The 21,166-nt window shown below is 71.3% G+C and carries 16 protein-coding genes; 3 read left to right on the top strand and 13 right to left on the bottom strand.

From position 1 onward, the window contains the following. Nucleotides 1-9: 9 nt before the first annotated feature. The 5 genes from ligA to ACFQRI_RS05730 all read right to left on the bottom strand — a co-directional run bounded on the left by ligA (nucleotide 10) and on the right by ACFQRI_RS05730 (nucleotide 6,732). Complete coding sequence (ligA, locus tag ACFQRI_RS05710; RefSeq protein WP_380665562.1) at nucleotides 10-2,163, bottom strand: NAD-dependent DNA ligase LigA; 2,154 nt, start codon at nucleotides 2,161-2,163, stop codon at nucleotides 10-12. 64 nt (nucleotides 2,164-2,227) lie between these two features. Beyond that, nucleotides 2,228-2,881: a hypothetical protein gene (locus ACFQRI_RS05715; protein WP_380665188.1), complete on the bottom strand. Its 654-nt coding sequence runs from the start codon at nucleotides 2,879-2,881 to the stop codon at nucleotides 2,228-2,230. A gap of 76 nt (nucleotides 2,882-2,957) precedes the next feature. Next, complete coding sequence (locus ACFQRI_RS05720) at nucleotides 2,958-3,905, bottom strand: DUF6461 domain-containing protein (RefSeq protein WP_380665190.1); 948 nt, start codon at nucleotides 3,903-3,905, stop codon at nucleotides 2,958-2,960. 116 nt (nucleotides 3,906-4,021) lie between these two features. Then, a complete protein-coding gene (locus ACFQRI_RS05725) occupies nucleotides 4,022-5,047 on the bottom strand; it encodes a methionine synthase (protein WP_380665192.1) in 1,026 nt (341 codons plus the stop codon). Nucleotides 5,048-5,199: 152 nt separating this feature from the next. Continuing rightward, nucleotides 5,200-6,732, bottom strand: a complete 1,533-nt coding sequence (locus ACFQRI_RS05730; protein WP_380665194.1) for a fatty acyl-CoA synthetase — start codon at nucleotides 6,730-6,732, stop codon at nucleotides 5,200-5,202. Nucleotides 6,733-7,011: 279 nt separating this feature from the next. Between ACFQRI_RS05730 and ACFQRI_RS05735 the strand changes: the two genes are divergently transcribed. Further along, a complete protein-coding gene (locus tag ACFQRI_RS05735) occupies nucleotides 7,012-7,842 on the top strand; it encodes an alpha/beta fold hydrolase (protein ID WP_380665196.1) in 831 nt (276 codons plus the stop codon). Here the strand turns inward: ACFQRI_RS05735 and mnmA are convergent, their stop codons facing one another. The 5 genes from mnmA to ACFQRI_RS05760 all read right to left on the bottom strand — a co-directional run bounded on the left by mnmA (nucleotide 7,843) and on the right by ACFQRI_RS05760 (nucleotide 13,240). Next, nucleotides 7,843-8,931, bottom strand: coding sequence for a tRNA 2-thiouridine(34) synthase MnmA (mnmA, locus tag ACFQRI_RS05740; RefSeq protein WP_380665199.1), 1,089 nt, complete (start codon nucleotides 8,929-8,931; stop codon nucleotides 7,843-7,845). It abuts the gene before it with no gap. Between the two features lie 3 nt (nucleotides 8,932-8,934). Next, nucleotides 8,935-10,164: a cysteine desulfurase family protein gene (locus ACFQRI_RS05745; RefSeq protein WP_380665201.1), complete on the bottom strand. Its 1,230-nt coding sequence runs from the start codon at nucleotides 10,162-10,164 to the stop codon at nucleotides 8,935-8,937. A gap of 62 nt (nucleotides 10,165-10,226) precedes the next feature. Further along, nucleotides 10,227-11,594 carry an MFS transporter gene (locus tag ACFQRI_RS05750; RefSeq protein WP_380665203.1) on the bottom strand — a complete coding sequence of 456 codons (1,368 nt, stop codon included), beginning with the start codon at nucleotides 11,592-11,594 and terminating at the stop codon, nucleotides 10,227-10,229. 60 nt (nucleotides 11,595-11,654) lie between these two features. Further along, nucleotides 11,655-12,464: a lysophospholipid acyltransferase family protein gene (locus tag ACFQRI_RS05755; protein WP_380665205.1), complete on the bottom strand. Its 810-nt coding sequence runs from the start codon at nucleotides 12,462-12,464 to the stop codon at nucleotides 11,655-11,657. An 11-nt stretch (nucleotides 12,465-12,475) separates the two neighbouring features. Further along, entirely contained in the window at nucleotides 12,476-13,240 is a 765-nt protein-coding gene (locus tag ACFQRI_RS05760) for a GNAT family N-acetyltransferase (RefSeq protein WP_380665207.1), read from the bottom strand. A 360-nt stretch (nucleotides 13,241-13,600) separates the two neighbouring features. On the opposite strand from ACFQRI_RS05760, the gene rnhA reads away from it, so the two are divergent. Next, the gene (gene rnhA, locus ACFQRI_RS05765) at nucleotides 13,601-14,047 is read left to right on the top strand and encodes a ribonuclease HI (protein ID WP_380665209.1); all 447 of its coding nucleotides are present in this window, start codon (nucleotides 13,601-13,603) and stop codon (nucleotides 14,045-14,047) included. Between the two features lie 60 nt (nucleotides 14,048-14,107). Here rnhA and ACFQRI_RS05770 read toward each other — a convergent pair whose 3' ends face one another. Both ACFQRI_RS05770 and ACFQRI_RS05775 read right to left on the bottom strand, forming a co-directional pair. Further along, nucleotides 14,108-15,058: an electron transfer flavoprotein subunit alpha/FixB family protein gene (locus ACFQRI_RS05770; protein ID WP_380665211.1), complete on the bottom strand. Its 951-nt coding sequence runs from the start codon at nucleotides 15,056-15,058 to the stop codon at nucleotides 14,108-14,110. Nucleotides 15,059-15,090: 32 nt separating this feature from the next. After that, a complete protein-coding gene (locus tag ACFQRI_RS05775) occupies nucleotides 15,091-15,873 on the bottom strand; it encodes an electron transfer flavoprotein subunit beta/FixA family protein (protein ID WP_380665213.1) in 783 nt (260 codons plus the stop codon). Nucleotides 15,874-16,234: 361 nt separating this feature from the next. Here ACFQRI_RS05775 and ACFQRI_RS05780 point away from each other — a divergent pair, with 361 nt between their 5' ends. Next, nucleotides 16,235-17,080 carry a DegV family protein gene (locus ACFQRI_RS05780; protein WP_380665215.1) on the top strand — a complete coding sequence of 282 codons (846 nt, stop codon included), beginning with the start codon at nucleotides 16,235-16,237 and terminating at the stop codon, nucleotides 17,078-17,080. Nucleotides 17,081-17,096: 16 nt separating this feature from the next. Here the strand turns inward: ACFQRI_RS05780 and hrpA are convergent, their stop codons facing one another. Further along, nucleotides 17,097-21,053, bottom strand: coding sequence for an ATP-dependent RNA helicase HrpA (gene hrpA / locus ACFQRI_RS05785; protein ID WP_380665217.1), 3,957 nt, complete (start codon nucleotides 21,051-21,053; stop codon nucleotides 17,097-17,099). Nucleotides 21,054-21,166 lie beyond the last annotated feature (113 nt).

Raw genomic sequence — 21,166 nt, forward strand, 5'->3', positions numbered from 1 at the left:
ACGCGTTTTCTACTCCTCGGCGGGCAGCGCGTGCTCGACGGCCGCGTCGGGCCCCTCGTCGAGCAGCACCTGGAACCCGTCCTCGTCGAGGACCGGCACCTTGAGCTGCATGGCCTTGTCGTACTTCGAGCCCGGAGCGTCCCCGACGACCACGAACGCGGTCTTCTTCGACACCGACCCGGCGGCCCGGCCGCCGCGGGCCATGATCGACTCCTTGGCCTCGTCCCGGGAGAACTGCTGCAGGGAACCGGTGACGACGATGGACATGCCCTCGAGCGTGCGCGGGATGGACTCGTCGCGCTCGTCGGCCATCCGCACACCGGCTTCCCGCCACTTGCGCACGATCTCGCGGTGCCAGTCCACCGCGAACCACTCGCGCACAGCACCGGCGATGGTCGGGCCCACGCCGTCCGCGGCGGCGATCTCCTCCTCGGAAGCGGCCTCGATGCGCTCCAGCGAACCGAACTCGCGGGCCAGCGCCTGCGCCGCGGTCGGCCCCACGTGACGGATGGAGAGCCCCACCAGCACCCGCCACAGCGGCTTGTCCTTGGCAGCCTCGAGGTTGTGCAGCAGCTTGGTGCCGTTGGCCGAGAGGTTGCCCTCCTTGGTGGTGTAGAGCGAGGTCTGCAGCAGCTTGGCCTCGTCCAGGTCGAAGAGGTCTCCCTCGTCGCCGACCACCCCGGCCTCCAGCAGGGCGCTCGCACCCTCGTAGCCGAGCGCGTCGATGTCGAGCACCTTGCGGCTGGCCAGGTAGAAGAGGCGCTCGCGCCGCTGGCCCGGGCAGCCCTGGGCGTTCGGGCAGCGCAGGTCGACGTCGCCCTCCTTCTGCTTGGCCAGGGCGGTCCCGCACTCGGGGCAGGCCGCGGGCATGACGAACTCGCGCTCCTCGCCGGTGCGCACGTCGACCACCGGGCCGAGCACCTCGGGGATGATCTCGCCGGCCTTGCGGATGACCACCCGGTCGCCGATGAGCACGCCCTTGCGCCGGACCTCGTCGGCGTTGTGCAGGGTGGCCATGGCCACCGTGGTCCCGGCGACCTTGACCGGCTCCATCACCGCGAACGGCGTCACGCGGCCGGTGCGGCCCACGTTGACCTCGATGCTCCGCAGCCGGGTGGTGGCCTGCTCCGGCGGGTACTTGTAGGCGATCGCCCAGCGGGGCGCCCGCGAGGTGGCGCCCAGGCGCCGCTGCAGCGACACCTGGTCCACCTTGATCACGATGCCGTCGATCTCGTGCTCGGCGGACTCGCGGTTGCGCCCCCAGTGCTCGATGTGCCCGACCAGTTGATCCACAGTGGACAGCACTGTGGTGTGCGCGGAGACCGGTAGGCCCCAGGCCTTGAGCGCGGCGTAGGACTCCGACTGGCGCTCCGGCTCGAAGCCCTCCCGGCGGCCCAAGCCGTGGCAGATCAGCCGCAGCGGGCGGGTCCGGCTGATCCGCGGGTCCTTCTGCCGCAGCGAACCGGCCGCGGCGTTGCGCGGGTTGGCGAACGGCGCCTTGCCCGCGTCGACCAGGCTGGCGTTGAGCTCGGCGAACTCGTCGACGCGGAAGAACACCTCGCCGCGCACCTCCACCAGACCGGGCACCGGGTACTGCTCGGAGTCGGTGAGCTGCTCGGGCACGTCGCGCATGGTGCGCACGTTGAGCGTGACGTCCTCGCCGGTGCGGCCGTCACCGCGGGTGAGCGCGCGCTCCAGTTGGCCGTCGCGGTAGAGCAGGTTGACCGCCAACCCGTCGATCTTGAGCTCGCAGAGGTACTCGGCAGCGCCGCCGACCTCCTTCTCCACCCGGTCGACCCAGGCCTGCAGCTCCTCGGTGTCGAAGGCGTTGTCCAGGCTGAGCATCCGCTCGAGGTGGGCCACCGGCTCGAACTCGGTGGAGAAGGTCCCGCCCACCACCTGGGTGGGCGAGTCGGGCGCGCGCAGCGCGGGGTGCTCGTCCTCCATCCGCTGCAGCCGGGTGAACAGCTCGTCGAACTCGCCGTCGGAGATCGTCGGCGAGTCGAGCACGTAGTAGCGGAACTGGTGGCCGCGAACCTCCTCGGCCAGCTCCGCGTACCGCTCGCGCACGTCGGCGGGCACGTCCTCGATCCCCTCGGCGGTGCTGCCCGCGGCGGGATCGGCGAGCGCGCCCTCGGTCTCGGCGTCGGCGGTGTTGTCCACGGTGGCGTCCTTGCTGGTCACACCCCGAGACTAGCGATCGGGTACGACAGCTGCGCGCAGCGGCTCACCGCGCGTCGAGCTCGCGGACCAGCTCGCGCAGTTCCAGCAGGCCGACGGCGCCCTCGGGCTCGGTCTCGGCGGTCTCCACCCGGCCGAGCCGGTCGGCGGCGAGCCGTTCGCCGAGCGTGGCGTCCAGCGGCAGGAAGGTCAGCGCCCGGCGGGCGTTGTCGTCGAGCCCGGCGAAGCCCGGGTGGTAGACCGCGACGTCGACCAGCCCTTCGGCCTCGTCCACCTGGGCGGCGACCCGGACCTGCTCCAGCGGGTACTTCTCGCCGCGCAGGTTCACCGTGACCCCGGTCGGGTCGGGCACCGGCGGCACCGAGTCGTGGTACTCCCACAAGGTGTCGGCGGGCGGCGCCGCGGCCATCCAGGCGTCGGTGCAGGGCCGCAGCTCCGGGTCGGCCTGGCTGCTGATCACCAGCGCGTAGACCGCGTTCTCGCCGTGCTCGATGGAGAAGGTCAGGTCCGGGTGAACCGCGGCCAGCGCGTCGGCCACCAGGTTCTCGACGCGCTCCGGCGCGTTGTCGCCGAGCGCGCCGGCGATCTCGGGCAGCAGCTCGTCCCAGCGCCGCCAGAACTCCTCGGCGCGGGCCCGGGCCTCGGCCGCCGCGTCGACGGGCTCGGCGGCGGCTCGGCGGCGGCGCAGGAACTCGAACATGCCGACCATTGTGCCCGGTCGCGACGGCGGCCGGGGCGCTTCGCCTCAAGAACAGCGCGCCCCGATCGGACCACCGCTACCCCAGCAGAGCCCGGCGGACGAGCTCGGCGACCTCCTGCGCTCGCACCCCGCGCACCCGGGGCGCCTCGGCCAGGATCCCGGTCAACGCGCACCGGCTGTCGGCTTGCATGGCGTGCCGCAGCACCTGCATCGCCCGCACCCGGTTGCGGTCGCTGCTGGCGGGCGCCTTCCAGATGCCGCGCCAGACCAGCTCGCGCACGGTCTGGTCGACCTCACCGCAGGCGGGCCGCACCCCGGCGATGAGGCGCTGCACCACCGGCAGCTCCAAGCAGTCGCCCGCGGTGGCCAGGTAGTGCGTCAAGGTGCCCACCAGGGCCCTCCGGTCGACCTCGGCGCTGGTGTGCACCGCGCCGAGCAGCTCCGCCGGGTACCCCTCGACCTCGTCCAGCGCGACCGGCACCAGATCGTCGGGCCAGGGAGCCACCGGATAGGTCGCGAACTCGCCGGCCAACCAGTCGGACCCCGGGGTCAGCCCGGTGACGCGCCCGGCCAAGGCCATCATGAGCGCCACCGGATCGGCCTGCGACCAGGGGAGGTCCTCGCGCAGCCGCTCGAGCCCATCGGGATCGGTCCCCTCCCGCCGCTCGGGCAGCACCGCTTCGAACGCGGTCCGGACGACTCCCTCCGCGGTGCGCGCGAAGCGGGTGCGCACGTCCTCGTTCCAGTACAGCGAGACGGCCTCGGGATGCGCGACCCGGCGCAGCACCTCCGGCCGCACGCCCTGATGCCCGGAGTCCTCGACCACCAGCGTCCACTCACCGATCGGCCGCAGCGCGATCATCGGGTGCTTCTCCTGGTAGGCGAAGGCCTCCTCGCAGAACTCGTCGATGTCCATCGGCCGCCCGTAGGCGGTCACGGCCCCGAAGTCCTCGGCGACCGCACCGAGGTCGGTTCCCCGAACGAGCGTCAGGCACGCGGCATCGCGGATGGTGCTCCGACGCACCCATCCAGCGCGCTCGACCTCACTTATGCAGTAACTCCCCACAGAAGCCTTCCTACCAACGCGTTAAGCCGGACACGTCCATTTCGGTGAAAAACCCGCGGTCGATACCCGACCGGTTAGACCTCGGCTTCGTCGGCGAGGAGTTGGGCCAGGTCCTTGGTCCGCGCGATGGCCCGGCGGGCGCGATCGGGGTGGGTTCCGGCGAGACCGCACGTCGGAGTAGGGACCGCTTGGTGGGCCAGCGTTCTGACCCCGAAGCCCAGGCGGGAGGCCAGGTCGAACGCGGGTTGCGCGAGCGTCCGCAGGTCCGCCTCCGGGCCGGTGGTCGGCACGAGCCCCAGGAACAGCGACATGCCTTCCTGCCAGGCCTCCCCGAGCTCGTCGGCCAACCGGCCGGTGACTTCGCCGAGACCGGTGACGTCCAGCGCCACCGCGCCGAAGCCCGCGTTGCGCAGCAGCTCCACCGGCGGGCGCGGCGCGCAGCAGTGCGCGATGACCGGCGAACCGGTGGCGTCGGCGAGGCGCTCGACGACCTCGCCGAGCAGCCGCTGCACGTCGGGCGCGGGCGCGGCGGGCACCGAACCGTACCCGGACGGGGTCGGCAGCGAGCCGTCGAGCACCGCGGGCAGGCTCGGTTCGTCGAGCTGCACCACGACGCGGGATCCGCAGCGCGCGGCCACCTGCTCGACGTGCGCGATCAACCCCTCGGTGAGCGATTCGGTGAAATCGCGCAGCGCCCCGCGGTCGGTCAGCACCCGGTGCCCGCGCGCGAGCTCGACTCCCGCGCCCAGCGTCCACGGCCCGGCGGCCTGCACCTTGACGGCGCTGGGCGCACCGGCCTCGCCGGCCGCCTGCTCCAGCGCGTCGAGGTCCCACCGCATCAGGTCCACCGCCCTGCGGTGGTCGATCCCGGGGTGCGCGGCGACGCGGTACCCCGACGGCACGACCTCCACGGCGAGATCGACCAGCAGCCCCGCGGTGCGGCCGAGGACGTCGGCCCCGACCCCGCGCGCGGGCAGTTCCGGCAGCGGCATCAGCTCCGGCAGTTCGCCGAGCACGGTGCGGGCGGCCTCGACCGGATCGGCACCCGGCATAGAACCGATGGCGGTCGCGATCCGCGGACCCCAAGGTGTGTCACTCATCGCCCCCATTATCGACCTCCACCCGCCACCGACGCCCCGGCGGGCCGCAAGGGAACCTCCCTCGCAACCCGGACGTGGAAGCGGCAGGGGAACCTTCCACCTCCAACCGGAGGCGCCGCTATCGGAGAAGAGCTCCCCTCGTCGCGCGGAGCTCAGGTGGTGAGCCGGTCGCGAAGGACGCGTTTGAGCAGCTTCCCGGCGCTGTTGCGGGGCAGGTCGTCGACGAAGTGGATCTCCTTGGGCGTTTTGAACCCGGCCAGCAGGCCGCGCGCGTGCGCGAGCAGCTCGTGCTCGGTGACCTCGCCCTTGGCCACCACGACCGCGGCGATGCGCTCGATCCACTTCTGGTCGGGCACCGCGATCACCGCGACCTCGGCGACCCCGGGGTGGGTGTAGAGGGCGTCCTCGACCTCGCGGGAGGCCACCAGCACGCCGCCGGTGTTGATGACGTCCTTGATGCGGTCGACCACGAAGCAGTACCCGGCTTCGTCGCGGCAAACCAGGTCACCGGAGTGGAACCAGCCGTCCCGGAACGCCTCGGCGGTCTCCTCCGGCTTGTCCCAGTACCCGGTGCACAGCTGCGGGGACCGGTACACGATCTCGCCGAGCTCGCCAGCCGCGACCTCCTCGCCCTGGTCGTCGACGACCGCGGCCTCGACGAACAGCACCGGTCGGCCGGCGGAGTCCGGGCGCTCGTCGTGCTCCTCCGGGCGCAGCACGGTCGCCAGCGGCGCGATCTCGGACTGGCCGAAGCAGTTGTAGAACCCGAGTTCGGGCAGCTGCTCCCGGAGCCGCTGCAGCACGGGACCGGGCATGATCGAGGCGCCGTAGTAGGCCTTGCGCAGGGACCTCAGGTCGCGGGTCGGGAACTCGTCGTGGTTGGCCAGCGCCACCCACACCGTCGGGGCGGCGAAGAAGGAGGTGATCTGCTCGCTCTCGATGCGGCGCAGGACGTCGGTCGGGTCGGGCACCTCCACGAGGTGGTTGCGCGCGCCGATCATCAGGTGCGGCAGCAGGAACACGTGCATCTGCGCCGAGTGGTACAGCGGCATCACGTGCAACGGCAGGTCGTTCTCGCCGAAGTCCAGCGCGTGCAGGCAGGAGACGTACTCGTGCAGCAGCGCGCGGTGCGTCATCATCGCGCCCTTGGGCAGCGACGTGGTGCCGGAGGTGTAGAGCAGCTGCACCAGGTCGTCGTCGGCGACCGCGACGTCGAGGTCGGGGACCTCGCCCTCGATGCTGCACGACAGCAAGGAGTCCTTCTCGTCGCGCAGCGGGATGACCTGCTGCAGGGAGGTTTCCGCGCGCACCGCGTCGACGTTGCCCATCAGGCCGGGATCGACCAGCGCGATGCCGCTGCCCGACTGGGACAGGAGGTAGGAGAGCTCCCCTCCGGTCAGGTTGTAGTTGATCGGGACGTGCACCAGGCCCGCCCGCGCGCAGGCGAGGAACCCGACCAGGTAGGCGTCGGAGTTCTTCCCGTAGGCGGCGACCCGGTCGCCCTTGACCGCCCCGGAAGCCAGCAGGAACCCGGCCGCCCGGCTCACCGCCGCATCGAGCTCGGCGTAGGTCCACACCCGCTGCTGCCCCGCGGAATCGACGAACCGCAGCGCCTCCCGGTCACCCACGCGCCCCGCGCTGCGCCGCACCACGTCAGCGACCGTGCTCCCCCGAAGCTCCACCATCGGGACCTCCCACTCCGTCGTGTGGGGCCAGACACTAACCCGACGAGCACGTCGGCACTAGCGCTGCGCGAGAAGGGCTACCCGTCGCTCGACCAGTGATCACGCGACCGTCCTCAGTCACCGCCGCTGCAGGAATCGGCCCCCTCCACCTTCACGCTGGCGGGTCGGGAAGCGGAACGGGTTTCCCCGCCAGCGGAAACCGCCCGAGAACCTGGCGCGTCCGCGGATGAAGGGTGACAGGCTTGGCGGGAGACGGGGCGGTTTCGAGCTGGGAGCGCGATGCGGAGCACCTACCGGAGCGACCGAGGGCGGGACGTCGTCGAACGCTGGTGCTCGGACCGGCTCGACGCGTGGACCGCCGAGCACGAGCGCACGATCATCACTGCTGCCGACCGGGAAACTCACCTCGTCAGGGCGGGCGCGGGCAGCCGGAGAGCGGTGTTCGTTCCCGGGACGAACTTCAACGCGGCCGCCTGCTTGCCCTTCGCGTCCGCGCTCGCCGCGAGGTTTCAGCTGGTGGTTGCGGACGTTCCCGGCCAACCCGGTCTCAGCGACGCGGCTCGACCGCCGGCTGGGCAACTTCGGTCCTGGTACCAGCGGTGGTTGACCGACGTGCTCGATCACGTCGGTGGCGGACCCGTCGTGCTGATCGGGCACTCGTTGGGGGCCGCGATCGTCATGCGCTGCGACGCGCGGCGGGTTTCGCGCCAGGTCCTGCTCGCGCCGGGCGGTCTGGTGCGCGCGCGGCTCGGGCCGGGAATCCTCCTGCCCGCGGTGTCCTGGATGCTGCGCCGCGGCCCGGAGGCCAGCGCGCGGCTGCTCGCGACCATGTACGCGCCGGGGAACCGTCCGCCGACCGAGCTCGTCGACTGGATGACCTTGGTCGCCCGGCACGTTCGGACGAGCCTGGATCCGGGCGCCGCACCACCGCAGGCAGCCGCCCTGGACCGGGTCGTCGTGGCCGGTGAGCACGACAGGTACTTCCCGCCGAGCGCGCTGGCCGGACCTGTTCGGGAAGTTCTCGGTCAGGAGTTGACGGTGCTCCCCGGCAGCGGGCACCTGCTCGTCGACGAGCGACCCGACGAGCTCGCCGAGCTGATCGCCCGGTGATCAGCGGGTCGCGGAGATGATGCCGCTGCCCAGGACCAGGTCTCCTGCTTCGTCCGGGCGGTAGAGCACGATGGCCTGGCCCGGGGCGACCCCCTGCAGCGGCTGGCGGAGCTGGACCGCGATCCTCTCGCCGTCGAACTCGGCGACGGCGTCCGCGGTTCCGCCGTGGGCGCGGACCTGCACGACGCACTCGGTGGGACCGTCGAGGGGCTGCTCGGAGGGCCAGATCGGGCGCTTGGCGTCGATCTCGGTCACCGAGAGCCGATCCCTGGAACCGACCTTGACCGTCCCGGAAACCGGTTCGAGGGAGAGCACGTAGCGCGGGTTGCCGTCCGGTGCCGGGGCGTCGATGCCCAGCCCCTTGCGCTGCCCCACGGTGAAGCCGTGCACGCCCGTGTGCTCACCGAGCACCTCACCGGTCTCGTCGTCGACCAGCTCCCCCGGCGCCTGCCCGAGCCTGTTCTCCAGGAACTTCTTGGTGTCGCCGTCCGGGATGAAGCAGATGTCGTGGCTGTCGGGCTTCTTGGCCACCGCGAGGTCGCGCTCCTCGGCCTCGGCCCGCACCTCGGACTTCAGCGAGTCGCCCAGCGGGAAGTACGAGTGGCGCAGCTGCTCGGCGGTCAACGAGGCCAGCACGTAGGACTGGTCCTTGCCCTCGTCGCGACTGCGCCGCAGCTCCGGAGCACCGTCGACGAGGGTCAGCCGCGCGTAGTGCCCGGTGCAGACCGCGTCGAAGCCCAGGGCCATCGCCTTCTCCAGCAACGCCTCGAACTTGATCTTCTCGTTGCAGGTCAGGCACGGGTTCGGAGTGCGCCCCGCGGCGTACTCGCCGACGAAGTTCTCGATGACCTCCTCGGTGAACCGCTCGGCGAAGTCCCACACGTAGAACGGGATCCCCAGCAGGTCCGCCGCGCGGCGGGCGTCGCGGGAGTCCTCGATCGTGCAGCACCCGCGGGCGCCGGTGCGCAGCGTGCCGGGCTTGGCCGACAGCGCCAGGTGCACCCCGGTCACGTCGTGCCCGGCCGCCACTGCCCGGGCGGCGGCGACCGCGGAGTCGACTCCCCCGCTCATGGCTGCCAGTACTCGCACGCCTCACACCTCCGTGGCGGACGCGTCCGCCGAAGATCGGCGCAACCCGGCCAGACCGGCGCTACGCGCTCGTCGCACGACCGGGCCGATCGCCTCGGTCAGTTCCTGTACATCGCTCGCGGTCGAGGAGTGCCCCAGCGAGAACCGCAGGGCTCCTCGTGCGGCCTTCGGATCGGCGCCCATGGCCAGCAGCACGTGGCTCGGCTCGGAAACGCCCGCCGTGCAGGCCGAGCCGGTGGAGCACTCGATGCCCTTGGCGTCCAGCAGCATCAGCAGGCTGTCGCCCTCGCAGCCCGGAAACGTGAAGTGCGCGTTGCCGGGAAGCCGGGAAGGGCCACCGGCGATGACCTCGTCGCCGAGGTCGCCGTTGAGCACCACGTCGGGGACCGCCGCGCGCACACCGCTGATCAGCTCGTCGCGCATCTTGGTCAGCTGCGGCGCGTGCGCGTCGCGCGCGTCGACGGCCTCCCGGACCGCCGCGGCCAGGCCCAGCACCCCGGGGGTGTCCAGCGTTCCGGAGCGGACCTCGCGCTCCTGGCCGCCGCCGTGCAGCACCGGCGTGCACTCGACGTCGCGTGACAGCAGCAGCACCCCGACGCCGTAGGGGCCGCCGACCTTGTGACCCGTCATGGTCAGCGCGGAAGCACCGGAGGCGGTGAACCCCACCGGCAGCGTCTCGACCGCCTGCACCGCGTCGGTGTGCAGCGGGATCCCGTACCGGTCGGCGATCCCGGCGAGCTCGGCGATCGGGTTGACCGTGCCGATCTCGTTGTTCGCCCACATCACCGTGGCCAGCGCGACGTCGTCGGCACCGCCCGCCAGCGCCGCCTCGAACACCTCCGGCCGGACGCGCCCCTGCGGATCGACCTCCAGCCAGGTGATCTCGGCTCCCTCGTGCTCGGCCAGCCACTCCACCGCGTCGAGCACCGCGTGGTGCTCGACGGTGGAAGCCAGGACCCGGCGACGGGCCGGGTCCGCGGACCGGCGCGCCCAGAAGATGCCCTTGACCGCGAGGTTGTCGCTCTCGGTACCGCCCGCGGTGAACACCACCTCCGAAGGACGCGCGCCGAGCGCGTCGGCGATGTCCTCGCGGGCCTCCTCGACCAGCCTGCGCGCCTGCCGACCCGAGGTGTGCAGGGACGAGGCGTTGCCGATCCGGGGCAACGCCTCGCTCATCGCGGACACCGCTGCGGGCCGCATCGGGGTCGTGGCGGCGTGGTCGAGGTAAGTCATCGCCCGTCCAGGGTACTGGAAGCCGCCCGGCGCTCACCCCGCACCTCCGGGGAACGCGCAGGTCAGCGAGGCTGCGCGCGCCCGGCTCGAAGCACCAGCGCAGCCGCTGCCGGGGCCGCGACCAGCAGCGCCAGGTCCAGCGGGAGCACTCCGGCCACCGGATCCGCGGCGGTGGCAAGCGAGGCGACGACCACACCACCGGCACCGACCAGCACCGCCTGGCCCAGCATGTCCGAGATCTGCAGCGCCGCGGAGTTGAAACCGCGATCGGCCTCCGGGGAACGCGCCAGCACCGCCACCGCCGTACTGGAGATCCCGATGCCCATGCCCGTGCCCGCGACGAACCAGCAGGCGAACACCAACCACGCCACTCCCCAGCCGGGCAGCGCGAACACCAGACCCGCGCAGCCGAGGCCGACCAGCACGAAGCCTCTCGCCACCAGGTACTCGCGGGGCCACCGCCGCTGCCTGCTCTGCCACAGCGCGCCGAGGGTCCAGCCCAGCGAACCGACCGTCAGCGGCACGCCGGCGGTGGCCGGGCTGTAGCCGTGGGCGACGGTCAGGCTCAGCGGCACGAAAGCCTGCGCGGTGAAGAACAACCCGGCCAGCAGCCCCCGCCCCAGCACCATGATCGGCAGGCCCGGGCGTGCGCGCAAGGTTCCCTTCGGGAACAACCGCAGCAGCGCCGGGACCAGGACGATCACTCCCGCCACGCCGAGCGACCACGCCGGCACCGACTCGCGCTGGGCCGCCCAGTTCACCGCCATCACGCCGGCCGCGGCGGCGAACGCGGCAGGAACGGTCCCGCGACGCGGACCGCAGGTCTGCTCGGGTGCCGCGCCGTGGCGGCGCACCGCCGGCACCAGCAGCACCGCCCCCAGCAGCACCAGCGGAGCCAGGCCGCCGAAGACCCACCGCCAGCTGGCGTGCTCGGTGAGCAGCCCGGCGATGAGGGGACCGAACAACGCGGGAACCACCCACGCCGAGGACAGCGCGCCGAAGGCGGCCGGGCGATGCCGCTCGGGATAGACCTGCGCGATCAGCACGTACAGCGAGACGATCAGCGTTCCGCCGCTGATGCCCTGCACCGCGCGGGCGACCAGCAGCACCGGCATGTTCGGCGCCACCGCGGCGATGACCAGGCCGACGGCGAACGACGGCAGCGCGACCAGCAGCGGCAGGGCCGCACCCCGGGTGTCGGCCTGCCTTCCGCCGAGGACGGTGCCCAGAGCGCTCGCGGCCAGGAAGGTCGTCAGCGGCCACGAGTACCACTGGCGCGCGTCGAGCTCGGCGACGATCGTGGGCAACGCCGTGCCCACCCCCATCGCCTCGAAGGCCACCAGCGTGATGACCAGTACCAGGCCAGCGGTGAAGGCGCGGCGGCTCGGGTGCCACAGCGCGCTGTCGGACGGGGACTCAACAGCAGCCACCCCACCACCCTGCACGCTGCACCGCGGTCGAGGTCCAGCGAATTATCGCGAACCCACCCGTTAGGCCGCCACCGCCGCGCGAGGCCGGTCGTGGCCGAGGCGCGCACCGGTCGCCCCGGTGATCGCGTGCTGAGCCTGCTCGGCCAGCCGCCCGCGGTCGGTTCCGGTCAGCTCCGGCAGCACCACGAGTTCCACGGCCAGATCCCGCATGCGCGCCACCGACAGCACCGAAGCCGCCAGCGTGGCTTCGCCGAGGAAGGCCGGGGCCGTGGTCAACCGCCCGGCGCCGTCGCGGAAGCGCACCGCGATCGGCTGCACCCGCACCCCCGCGTCCAGCGCGGCCTGGAACACCGCTGGGCGGAATCGTCCCGCCGCGTTCCCGCACCAGGTGGTGCCTTCCGGGAAGACCCCGACCACCGCACCGGAGCGCAGCTCCTCGGCGATCGTGCGCACCGCCTCCGGCAGCGCCGAGAGCCGGTCGCGGTCGATGTAGACGGTGCCGATGCGACCGGCCAGCACACCGAGCACCGGCCAGGAGCGCACCTCGATCTTGGCCAGCAGCCGCATCGGCGCGAGCACCTGCATCGCCGCGACGTCCAGCCAGGACACGTGATTGCACACCACCAGCGCCCCGCCGGGCGCCATCCGGCCCTCGACGACCAGGCGGATGCCCAGCGCGCGCAGCAACGCGCGGAACCACTGCGGCACCGCCTGGCGGCGCAGGGCGGCCGGCAGCGCCGGCACCAGCAGGCAGCCGGTCACCAGCAGCACGACGGTCGCGCTCAGCCGCAGCACCACCCGCAGCCGACCGACCTCGGTGTCGGAATCGCGCGGTGGCAGGCACTGCGGCCCGCACGGCGAATCCGGCATCCAGGGATGGGTCACTGCGACTCACCGAGGAAGTAGCGCAGGTATCTGCGGTCGGCCTTGTCCAGGTCGAGCAGCACGAAGAAGTCCGCCACCCCGAAGTCCGGGTCGTGCGCGGGGCGGCCGCACACCTGCGCGCCCAGGCGAAGATATCCGCGCAGCAGCGGCGGGATGGTGGCCTTGCCGTCGATCTCTTCCGGTTCCCACGGCAGGCGCGGGTGCACGCGGCGCTCCTCGGGCGCGTAGTTCTTGGCCGACACGGTGCGCCACACGTGCGCGGCCTGCACCCCGCCGTCGGCCAGAGGAACCGAAGCGCACCCCGCCAGCATCGTGTGGCCGTGCAGCAGCATGTACCGGGCGATGCCGGTCCACACCAGGCTCACCACGGCTCCGTTGCGGTGATCCGGGTGCACGCAGGAGCGACCCGTTTCCACCAGGCGCGGGCGCAGCGGGTCGAGCGCCGAGAGGTCGAACTCGGTCTCGGAGTAGAGCATCCCGGCGGATTCGGCGTGCGAGGGCGGCAACATCCGGTAGGTGCCGACCACTTCGCCGCTGCGGTCGTCGCGCACGATCAGGTGGTCGCAGTACTCGTCGAAGGCGTCCTGGTCGAGACCGTGCTCACCGCCCTTGACCGCAGCGCCCATCTCCTCGGCGAACACGCGGTGGCGCAGCCGCTGGGCGGCGCGCACTTCGTCGGAGTCCCGGGCAACCAGCAGCGAGTAGTGTGCATCGGCCGCCGCGCTCGGCGCGGCGCTGGCCAGCAGCTGCGTCTCGGACATGGTCAAGGTGTATCGCCGCGCGGCGAACGCCCAACACACCAGCGGATGACACGGAGCCGGAACTTTCGGTGAATGCCCGGTGCGTGCTGCTGCAGGTGGACCTGCGACACCGCCTTCTGCAGCACAGCGAAGGGTTCGGACCGCTCAGCCGCACCGAGCGGGAGCGGATCCGCGCGGCGGGATCCGCAGTCCCGATTCCCCGCCGGTGCTCGGGATTTCGATGACGGGCACCTTCCTCCCACCTCGCCGCAGGGGTGAGCAAGGGAACGTTCCTGCCACCTGGCCGCAGGGGTGAGCGGGGGAACCTTCCTGGCACTCCACCGCCCAGCGGGTCGCGCCCGGGGCGCTAGCCTGCTGCGCATGGCGATCGAGCGCGTGGAACTGTTCACCGATGGCGCGTGCAGCGGCAATCCCGGACCGGGCGGCTGGGGTGTGGTGCTGCGCTACGGCGACCACGAGAAGGAGCTCTACGGCGCCGACGCCGAGACGACCAACAACAAGATGGAGCTCACCGCGGTCATCGAGGGTCTGGCGGCGCTGACCCGGCCGATGCCCCAGGTGCGGGTGTTCACCGATTCGACCTACGTGCTCAAGGGCATCACCGAGTGGATGCGCGGCTGGAAGCGCAACGGCTGGATGACCTCGGCCAAGCAGCCGGTCAAGAACGCCGAGCTGTGGCAGCGGCTGGACGCCGAGTGCGCCCGGCACGGCGACGTCCAGTGGGAGTGGGTCAAGGGCCACGCGGGGCACCCGGGGAACGAGAGGGCGGACAAGCTCGCCTGCCGGGGGCGCGACGAAGCACGCTAGCGCGCGAACGGGGCGGGCCGCCGACCGGCGACCCGCCCCGTTGACTCGTGCTGCGGGAGATCAGCCCTTGCGCTTGGCGACCTCTTCGGTGAGCTGCGGCGCGACCTGGAACAGGTCGCCCACGACGCCGTAGTCGGCGATCTCGAAGATCGGCGCTTCCGGGTCCTTGTTCACCGCGACGATGGTCTTGGAGGTCTGCATGCCCGCGCGGTGCTGGATGGCACCGGAGATGCCCAGGGCGATGTAGAGCTGCGGCGAGACCGTCTTACCGGTCTGGCCCACCTGGAACTGGTGCGGGTAGAAGCCGGAGTCCACGGCCGCGCGCGAGGCGCCGACCGCGGCACCCAGCGAGTCGGCCAGCTTCTCCACGACCTCGAAGGACTCGGCCGAACCGACACCGCGACCACCGGAGACGACCACGGAGGCCTCGGTGAGCTCGGGACGGTCGCCGGCCTCGGCCGGCTGCTTGCCGGTGATCTTGGCGCCGGAGGAGGCCGGAACCTCGACCGACTCCACCGCGGCGGCACCGGAGGCCTGCTCGGCCTCGATGGAGCCGGGCAGCACGGTCACCACGGGGGTGCCCTTGGTGACCTTCGCCTTGGCGTCGTAGGTGCCGCCGAACAGCGAGTGCGCCGCGACGCCCTCGGCGTCGATGTCGACGACCTCGGACAGCAGACCGGAGTCCAGGCGGATCGCCAGACGACCGGCGACCTCCTTGCCGTCGACCGACGCCGGCACCAGCACCGCGGCCGGGCTCGCCGAGCCCGCCAGGTTGGCCAGCACGTCGACCTGCGGGGTCACCAGGATCCCGGCGGCGTCCGCCGACTCCGCGGAGTAGACCTTCGCGGCGCCGTAGGCGGCCAGCTGCTCGGTCAGCTTGTCCGTGGTGCCCGGCTCGCCGACCACGACGGCCGACGGCTCACCGAGCCGACGGGCCGCGGTCAGCAGCTCGTAGGTGACCTTCTTGACCTCGCCGTCCACGTGATCGACGAGGACCAGAACCTCAGCCATGAATCAATTCCTCCTCGAAAACCGCGAACGACTCAGAGCAGCTTCTCGCCGACCAGGAACTCGGCGACCTGCGAGCCGCCCTCGCCCTCGTCGGTGACCTTCACACCACCGGACTTCGGCGGCTTCACAGCGGACTCGACGACCTGCGAGCCGGCACCGGCCAGGCCCACCTCGGAAGCGTCGATGCCGGCGTCGGCCAGCGACAGCGCGCTCACCGGCTTCTTCTTCGCGGCCATGATGCCCTTGAACGACGGGTACCGCGGCTCGTTGATCTTCTCGGTCACGCTCACCACGGCCGGAAGCCCCGACTCGACGTTGAAGATGCCCGCGTCGGTCTCCCGCTCGATCTGCACGCTCGAACCGTCGGTGGTGACCTTGCGCGCGAAGGTCAGCTGCGGCCAACCCAGCACCTCGGCGACCATGGCCGGCACGGCACCGGAGCGACCGTCGGTCGCCTCGTTGCCCGCGATGACCAGGTCCACGCCCTCGACGGTGCCGATGACCTTGGCCAGCGCCTTGGCGGTGGCGGGCGCGTCCGTGCCGTGCAGCGCCTCGTCGGAGAGGTGCACCGCCTTGTCGGCACCCATCGACAGCGCCTTGCGAATGGCATCGGTGGCGCGGTCCGGGCCCATGCAGACGACGGTGACCTCGCCGCCCTGGGCCTCCTTGATCAACAGCGCTTCCTCGACGGCGCGCTCGTTGATCTCATCCAACACGGCGTCCGCCGCCTCGCGGTCCAACGTGTGATCCGCAGCAGACAGCTTCCGTTCGGAATACGTGTCGGGCACCTGCTTAACCAGGACGACGATGTTCATGGGCCCTCTTCGACCTCCTGCGGACTCAACCGACGCTCGCTGGTCCTCCAGCGGCTTTGCTTGCGGACCCGGCGCTAGTGAGCAGTCCGGGTGGGCCGACTCTGCCACGTTCCCGACCGGCGGGTTCGGGCATGCCGACCACCGGGAATGTTACTTGTCAGTAGCCGGGGTGCAACCGGGTCCTGCCCGTGACAGTACTCACCCCTCCTCGCTGGGCGTCCACCCCACCCGAGCCCACCGCCGACGCGCGAGCCCGGCCGCACCCCGGAGCGGAGCGCGCGGACCTGCGCGGAGGAACAAGTGGAAGCTTTACCACCGGACGTATATGACGCGCCCCCGCCTATTAGTAGCCTTACTCGCCATGAGGAAACGCGTCGCGATCGTGACCGATTCGACGGCTTCTGTACCGCTCGAGGTCGCCGACCGGCTGGAGATCGACATCATCCAGCTGGAGCTCAAGGTCGGCGAGCAGTACAACGACGAGCGCCGGGTGCCGCACCCCGAGGTCGCGGAGGCCATGCGCAGCAACATCCCGGTCGCGACCGGCGAACCCCCGCCGCCGGCCTTCTACTGGACCTACGCCGACGCGGCCGCTTCCGGCGTCGAAGCCATCATCTCGGTGCACATCTCCGAAGGCATGTCGAAAACCTGCGAGTCGGCGCGCATCGCAGCCGCCGAGATCGGCGTGCCGGTCTACGTCGTGGATTCCCGATTGGTCGGGCTCTCCATGGGTTTCGCGGTGATCGCAGCAGCCGAGGCCGCCGCGGCAGGGGCCACCCCGCACACCGTGATGAGCGTGCTCGACCGCAGGCTGCGCAGCACCAACCAGCTGCTCTACGTCGACACCCTGGAATACCTGGCGCGCAGCGGACGCATCGGGCGGGCGCAGGCGATGCTGGGCCAGGCGCTGTCGATCAAACCCGTGCTCACGCTGCAAGGCGGGATACTGGACCAGCTGGCCAAGGGCATCGGACCGGACCGCGCGCTGCGAAAGGCCGCGGCCGCAGCCCGCAAGCACGCGGGCAGCGGACCGGTGGACGTGGGCGTGGAGCACTTCCAGTTCGAGGACCGGGCCAAGCAGATCCTGGAGGACGTCTGCGCGCAGCTGCCGCAGGTGCGCCGCGCGACGCTGCAGGAGACCAGCGCCATCATCGGCGCGCACACCGGACCCGGCGCGCTGGGAATAGCCATCTCGCCGGCGTCGTGACCCGCCGGGCGCGGACCTAGCGCTCCAGCTTGTCCATCGCCCGGTGGATCCGCTTGAGCGAGACCGGGCGCGCCGTGCCCAGGTTCTGCGCGAACAGGCTCACCCGCAGCTCCTCGATCATCCAGCCGACCTCCAGCAGCTCCGGGCTGGCCGAACGACCCTGGGGGACCGCGTCGAGCAGCTCGCGGTAGCGGTCCCGGACGTCGTCCACCTGGTGCATCCACTCCCGGTCCCGTTGCGGGTGGTGCTGGGCCTTGTCCAGCCGCTGCTCGATCGCCCGCAGGTAGCGGACCACGTCGCCGAGCCGGTCGAAACCGGTCCCGGTGACGAAACCCGGGTGCAGCAATCCGTCGAGCTGCTCGCGGATGTCGGCGAGCGAGTCCTCGGCCATGCCCTTGGGGCGGTCGGCCAGCACCGATTCGACGTGCTGGGCGGCGTCCAGGATCCGCTCGACGGCGTCGACCACCGCCGCGGTGTACTGGCCGAGCCCCGCGCGCACCTTCTCCTGCAGCGCGTCGAACGCGGTCGCCTCCCACACCGGACCACCGCTGTCGGCGATGAGCTTGTCGACTGCGCAGCGCACGCAGTCGTCCATGATCTCACCGAGCTCGCCGTACCGGCTGCCGCCGAGCACCAGGCGGCTGCGCGGGGTCAACCCGCGCTGAATGGACTTGGCCGGGGAGGCGACGTTGAGCAGCAGCAACCGCCGGGTTCCCGCCCACAGGGCGCGCCGCTGCTCCTGCTCGGTGTCGAACATGCGCACCGCGACGGTCTCGCCCTCGTCCACCAGCGCCGGGTAGGCTTTGACCACGTTGCCGCCGCGCCGCTGGCTGAAGGTGCGGGGCAGCTCGCCGAAGCTCCACGAGCGCAACCCGCCCTGCTCGACGTCGTCGGCCGCCGCGGAGATCTCCTCGCGCACCTCGGGCTTGAGGTCGCGCTTGAGCTGCTCGAGGTCCTTGGACTCGGCGAGCTTGCGCTTCTTGCGGCCGATCACCCGGAAGGTCATCTTCAGGTGCTCCGGGACCTTCTGCAGGTCCCAGTCGGCCGAGCGCACCTCCACCCCGGTCATCTCGCGCAGACCGCGCTGCAGGGTCTCCAGCAGCGGGCCGTCTCCCGGGCCGACCCGGGAGAGCACGGCCTTGGCGAAGTCCGGTGCGGGCACGAAGTTGCGCCGCAGCGCCTTGGGCAGCGACTTGAGCAGCGCGGTGACCAGTTCCTCGCGCAGTCCCGGGATCTGCCAGTCGAAACCGGTGTCCTCGATCTGGTTGAGCACCTGCAGCGGGATGTGCGCGGTGACGCCGTCGGCGTCGGCACCGGGCTCGAACTGGTAGGTCAGCTCCAGCTGGTGCTCCCCGTAGGTCCAGCGGTCCGGGTAGTCGGCGTCGCTGACCTCCGCCGACGAGGCGTTGATCAGCATCGACTTCTCGAAGTTGAGCAGGTCGGGCTGCTCCCGGCGCACCTTCTTCCACCAGGTGTCGAAGTGCCTGCCGGAAACGACCTCCTCGCCGATGCGCTGGTCGTAGAAGTCGAACAGCGTCTCGTCGTCGACCAGGATGTCGCGCCTGCGGGCACGCTCCTCGAGGTCCTCGACCTCGGCGAGCAGGGCGCGGTTGGCGTGGAAGAACTCGTGGCGGGTCTCCCAGTCGCCCTCCACCAGCGCGTGCCGGATGAACAGCTCCCTGCTGGTCTCCGGGTCGATGCGCCCGTAGTTGACGGTGCGGCCGGCCACCAGCGGCACCCCGTAGAGCGTGACGCGCTCGCTGGCCACCACCGCGGCGCGGTCCTTGGACCAGTGCGGTTCGCTGTAGTTGCGCTTGACCAGGTGCTGGGCCAACCGCTCGATCCACTCGGGCTCGACCCGGGCGTTGATCCGCGCCCACAGCTTCGAGGTCTCCACCAGCTCGGCGGCCATCACCCACTGCGGCGGCTTCTTGAACAGCGAGGAACCCGGGAACACCGAGAACCGGGCGTTGCGCGCGCCCTGGAACTCGATGGCACCGCGCCGCTGCTGACCGGCCTTGGGACCGGACTTCTTGTCGACGTCCTTGAGCCCGATGTGCGAGAGCAACCCGGCCAGCAGGGACTGGTGGATGCGGGTCGCGTCGGCTTCCTGCTCGCCGAGGGTCATGCCCATCTGCTTGACCATCGTGCGCAACTGGCCGTAGAGGTCCTGCCACTCGCGAACCCGCAGGTAGTTGAGGTAGTCGTTGCGGCAGAGCTTGCGGAACTGGTTGGAGGACAGCTCCTTCTGCCGCGCGCGCAGGAACTTCCACAGGTTCAGGTAGCTCAGGAAGTCCGACTCGGCGTCGGCGTCGACGAACCGCGCGTGCTTCTGGTCGGCCGCTTGCTGGTGCTCGGCGGGCCGCTCGCGCGGGTCCTGGATGGACAGCGCCGAGACGATCACCAGCACCTCGCGCAGGCAACCGTTGCGCTCGGCCTCCAGGATCATCCGCGCCAGCCGCGGATCGATGGGGAGCTGAGCGAGGTTGCGGCCGACCTTGGTGAGCTTGCGGTCGGTGCGCGACTTGAGGTCCTCCAGCGCGCCGAGCTCGTGCAGCAGGTTCACGCCGTCGGTGATCTGCCTGCGGTCCGGCGGCTCCAGGAACGGGAAGCCCTCGATGTCGCCGAGCCCCAGGGAGGTCATCTGCAGGATCACCGAGGCCAGGTGGGTGCGCAGGATCTCCGGATCGGTGAACTCCGGGCGCGCCAGGAAGTCGTCCTCGGAGTACAGCCGGATGCAGATGCCCTCGGAAACCCGGCCGCAGCGCCCCTTGCGCTGGTTGGCCGAAGCCTGCGAGATCGGTTCGATCGGCAGCCGCTGCACCTTGGTGCGGAAGCTGTAGCGGGAGATGCGCGCCGTGCCCGGGTCGACGACGTACTTGATGCCCGGCACGGTCAGCGAGGTCTCGGCGACGTTGGTGGACAGCACCACCCGCCGCCCGGTGTGCGGTTGGAACACGCGGTGCTGCTCGGCCGCGCTCAACCTGGCGTACAGCGGCAGGACCTCGGTGTCGCGCAGCTTGAGCTGGGCCAGCGCGTCGGCGGTGTCGCGGATCTCCCGCTCGCCGGAGAGGAACACCAGGATGTCGCCGGGTCCTTCGGCGGACAGCTCGCGGACCGCGTCGCAGATCGCCTGCGGCTGGTCGCGCACCACGTCCTCGAGCTCGTCGGAGTCGTCGACCAGCGGCCGGTAGCGCACCTCGACCGGGTAGGTGCGGCCGGAGACCTCCACGATCGGAGCGTCGTCGAAGTGCCGGGAGAAGCGCTCCGGGTCGATGGTCGCCGAGGTGATGATCACCTTCAGGTCGGGGCGCTTGGGCAGCAGCTGCTTGAGGTAGCCCAGGATGAAGTCGATGTTGAGGCTGCGCTCGTGCGCCTCGTCGATGATCAGGGTGTCGTAGCGGCGCAGCATCCGATCGTGCTGGATCTCGGCCAGCAGGATGCCGTCGGTCATCAGCTTGACCAGCGTGTCCTCGCCCGCCCGCTCGGTGAACCGCACCTGGTAGCCGATCGCCTCGCCGAGCTCGGTGTCGAGCTCGGCGGCGACCCGCTCGGCGACGGTCCGCGCGGCCAACCTGCGCGGCTGGGTGTGGCCGACGACGCCGTGCACGCCCCGCCCCAGCTCCAGGCACATCTTGGGCAGCTGGGTGGTCTTGCCGGAACCGGTCTCCCCGGCGACGATGACGACCTGGTTGTCCCGGATCGCCTCCAGCAGGTCCTCGCGCCGCTGACTGACCGGCAGCTCCTCGGGATAGCTGATCGCCGGGACGTTGTCCCGGCGCCGCTGCACGCGCAGCTCGGCGCGCTCGACGTCGCCGGCGATCTCCTCGGTCACCGACCGCAGCGCCTGCGGATCGCGGATCTTGCGCGCCCCCTCGATGCGACGACGCAACCGACGCTGGTCGGCCAGCATCAGCTCGGGAAGGCGTTCCCGCAGGTCGGCGAGCGGAGATTTCACAGACGACGTACCCATACGTCGCTCAAGCATAGAGGGCGCCCCGCACGACCTGCCGCCCAATTTCGCCCTGCTCACAACCAGGGGTTGCCAGGACGGTTCCCATCATCTCCGGGGCTCCCGGCCGCGGC

It is taken from the genome of Saccharopolyspora griseoalba, from assembly GCF_042665275.1.
Classification (GTDB): Bacteria; Actinomycetota; Actinomycetes; order Mycobacteriales; family Pseudonocardiaceae; genus Saccharopolyspora; species Saccharopolyspora griseoalba.

Excerpts from the sequence above, each read along its gene's own strand:
- ACFQRI_RS05725 (WP_380665192.1), bottom strand. The coding sequence starts at position 5,047 with ATGAGTGACACACCTTGGGGTCCGCGGATCGCGACCGCCATCGGTTCT.
- ACFQRI_RS05730 (WP_380665194.1), bottom strand. The coding sequence starts at position 6,732 with ATGGTGGAGCTTCGGGGGAGCACGGTCGCTGACGTGGTGCGGCGCAGC.
- ACFQRI_RS05775 (WP_380665213.1), bottom strand. The coding sequence starts at position 15,873 with ATGAACATCGTCGTCCTGGTTAAGCAGGTGCCCGACACGTATTCCGAA.
- ACFQRI_RS05770 (WP_380665211.1), bottom strand. The coding sequence starts at position 15,058 with ATGGCTGAGGTTCTGGTCCTCGTCGATCACGTGGACGGCGAGGTCAAG.
- ACFQRI_RS05755 (WP_380665205.1), bottom strand. The coding sequence starts at position 12,464 with ATGCCGGATTCGCCGTGCGGGCCGCAGTGCCTGCCACCGCGCGATTCC.
- ACFQRI_RS05780 (WP_380665215.1), top strand. The coding sequence starts at position 16,235 with ATGAGGAAACGCGTCGCGATCGTGACCGATTCGACGGCTTCTGTACCG.
- hrpA (WP_380665217.1), bottom strand. The coding sequence starts at position 21,053 with ATGGGTACGTCGTCTGTGAAATCTCCGCTCGCCGACCTGCGGGAACGC.
- ACFQRI_RS05745 (WP_380665201.1), bottom strand. The coding sequence starts at position 10,164 with ATGACTTACCTCGACCACGCCGCCACGACCCCGATGCGGCCCGCAGCG.
- ACFQRI_RS05715 (WP_380665188.1), bottom strand. The coding sequence starts at position 2,881 with ATGTTCGAGTTCCTGCGCCGCCGCCGAGCCGCCGCCGAGCCCGTCGAC.
- ACFQRI_RS05735 (WP_380665196.1), top strand. The coding sequence starts at position 7,012 with ATGCGGAGCACCTACCGGAGCGACCGAGGGCGGGACGTCGTCGAACGC.
- ACFQRI_RS05760 (WP_380665207.1), bottom strand. The coding sequence starts at position 13,240 with ATGTCCGAGACGCAGCTGCTGGCCAGCGCCGCGCCGAGCGCGGCGGCC.
- rnhA (WP_380665209.1), top strand. The coding sequence starts at position 13,601 with ATGGCGATCGAGCGCGTGGAACTGTTCACCGATGGCGCGTGCAGCGGC.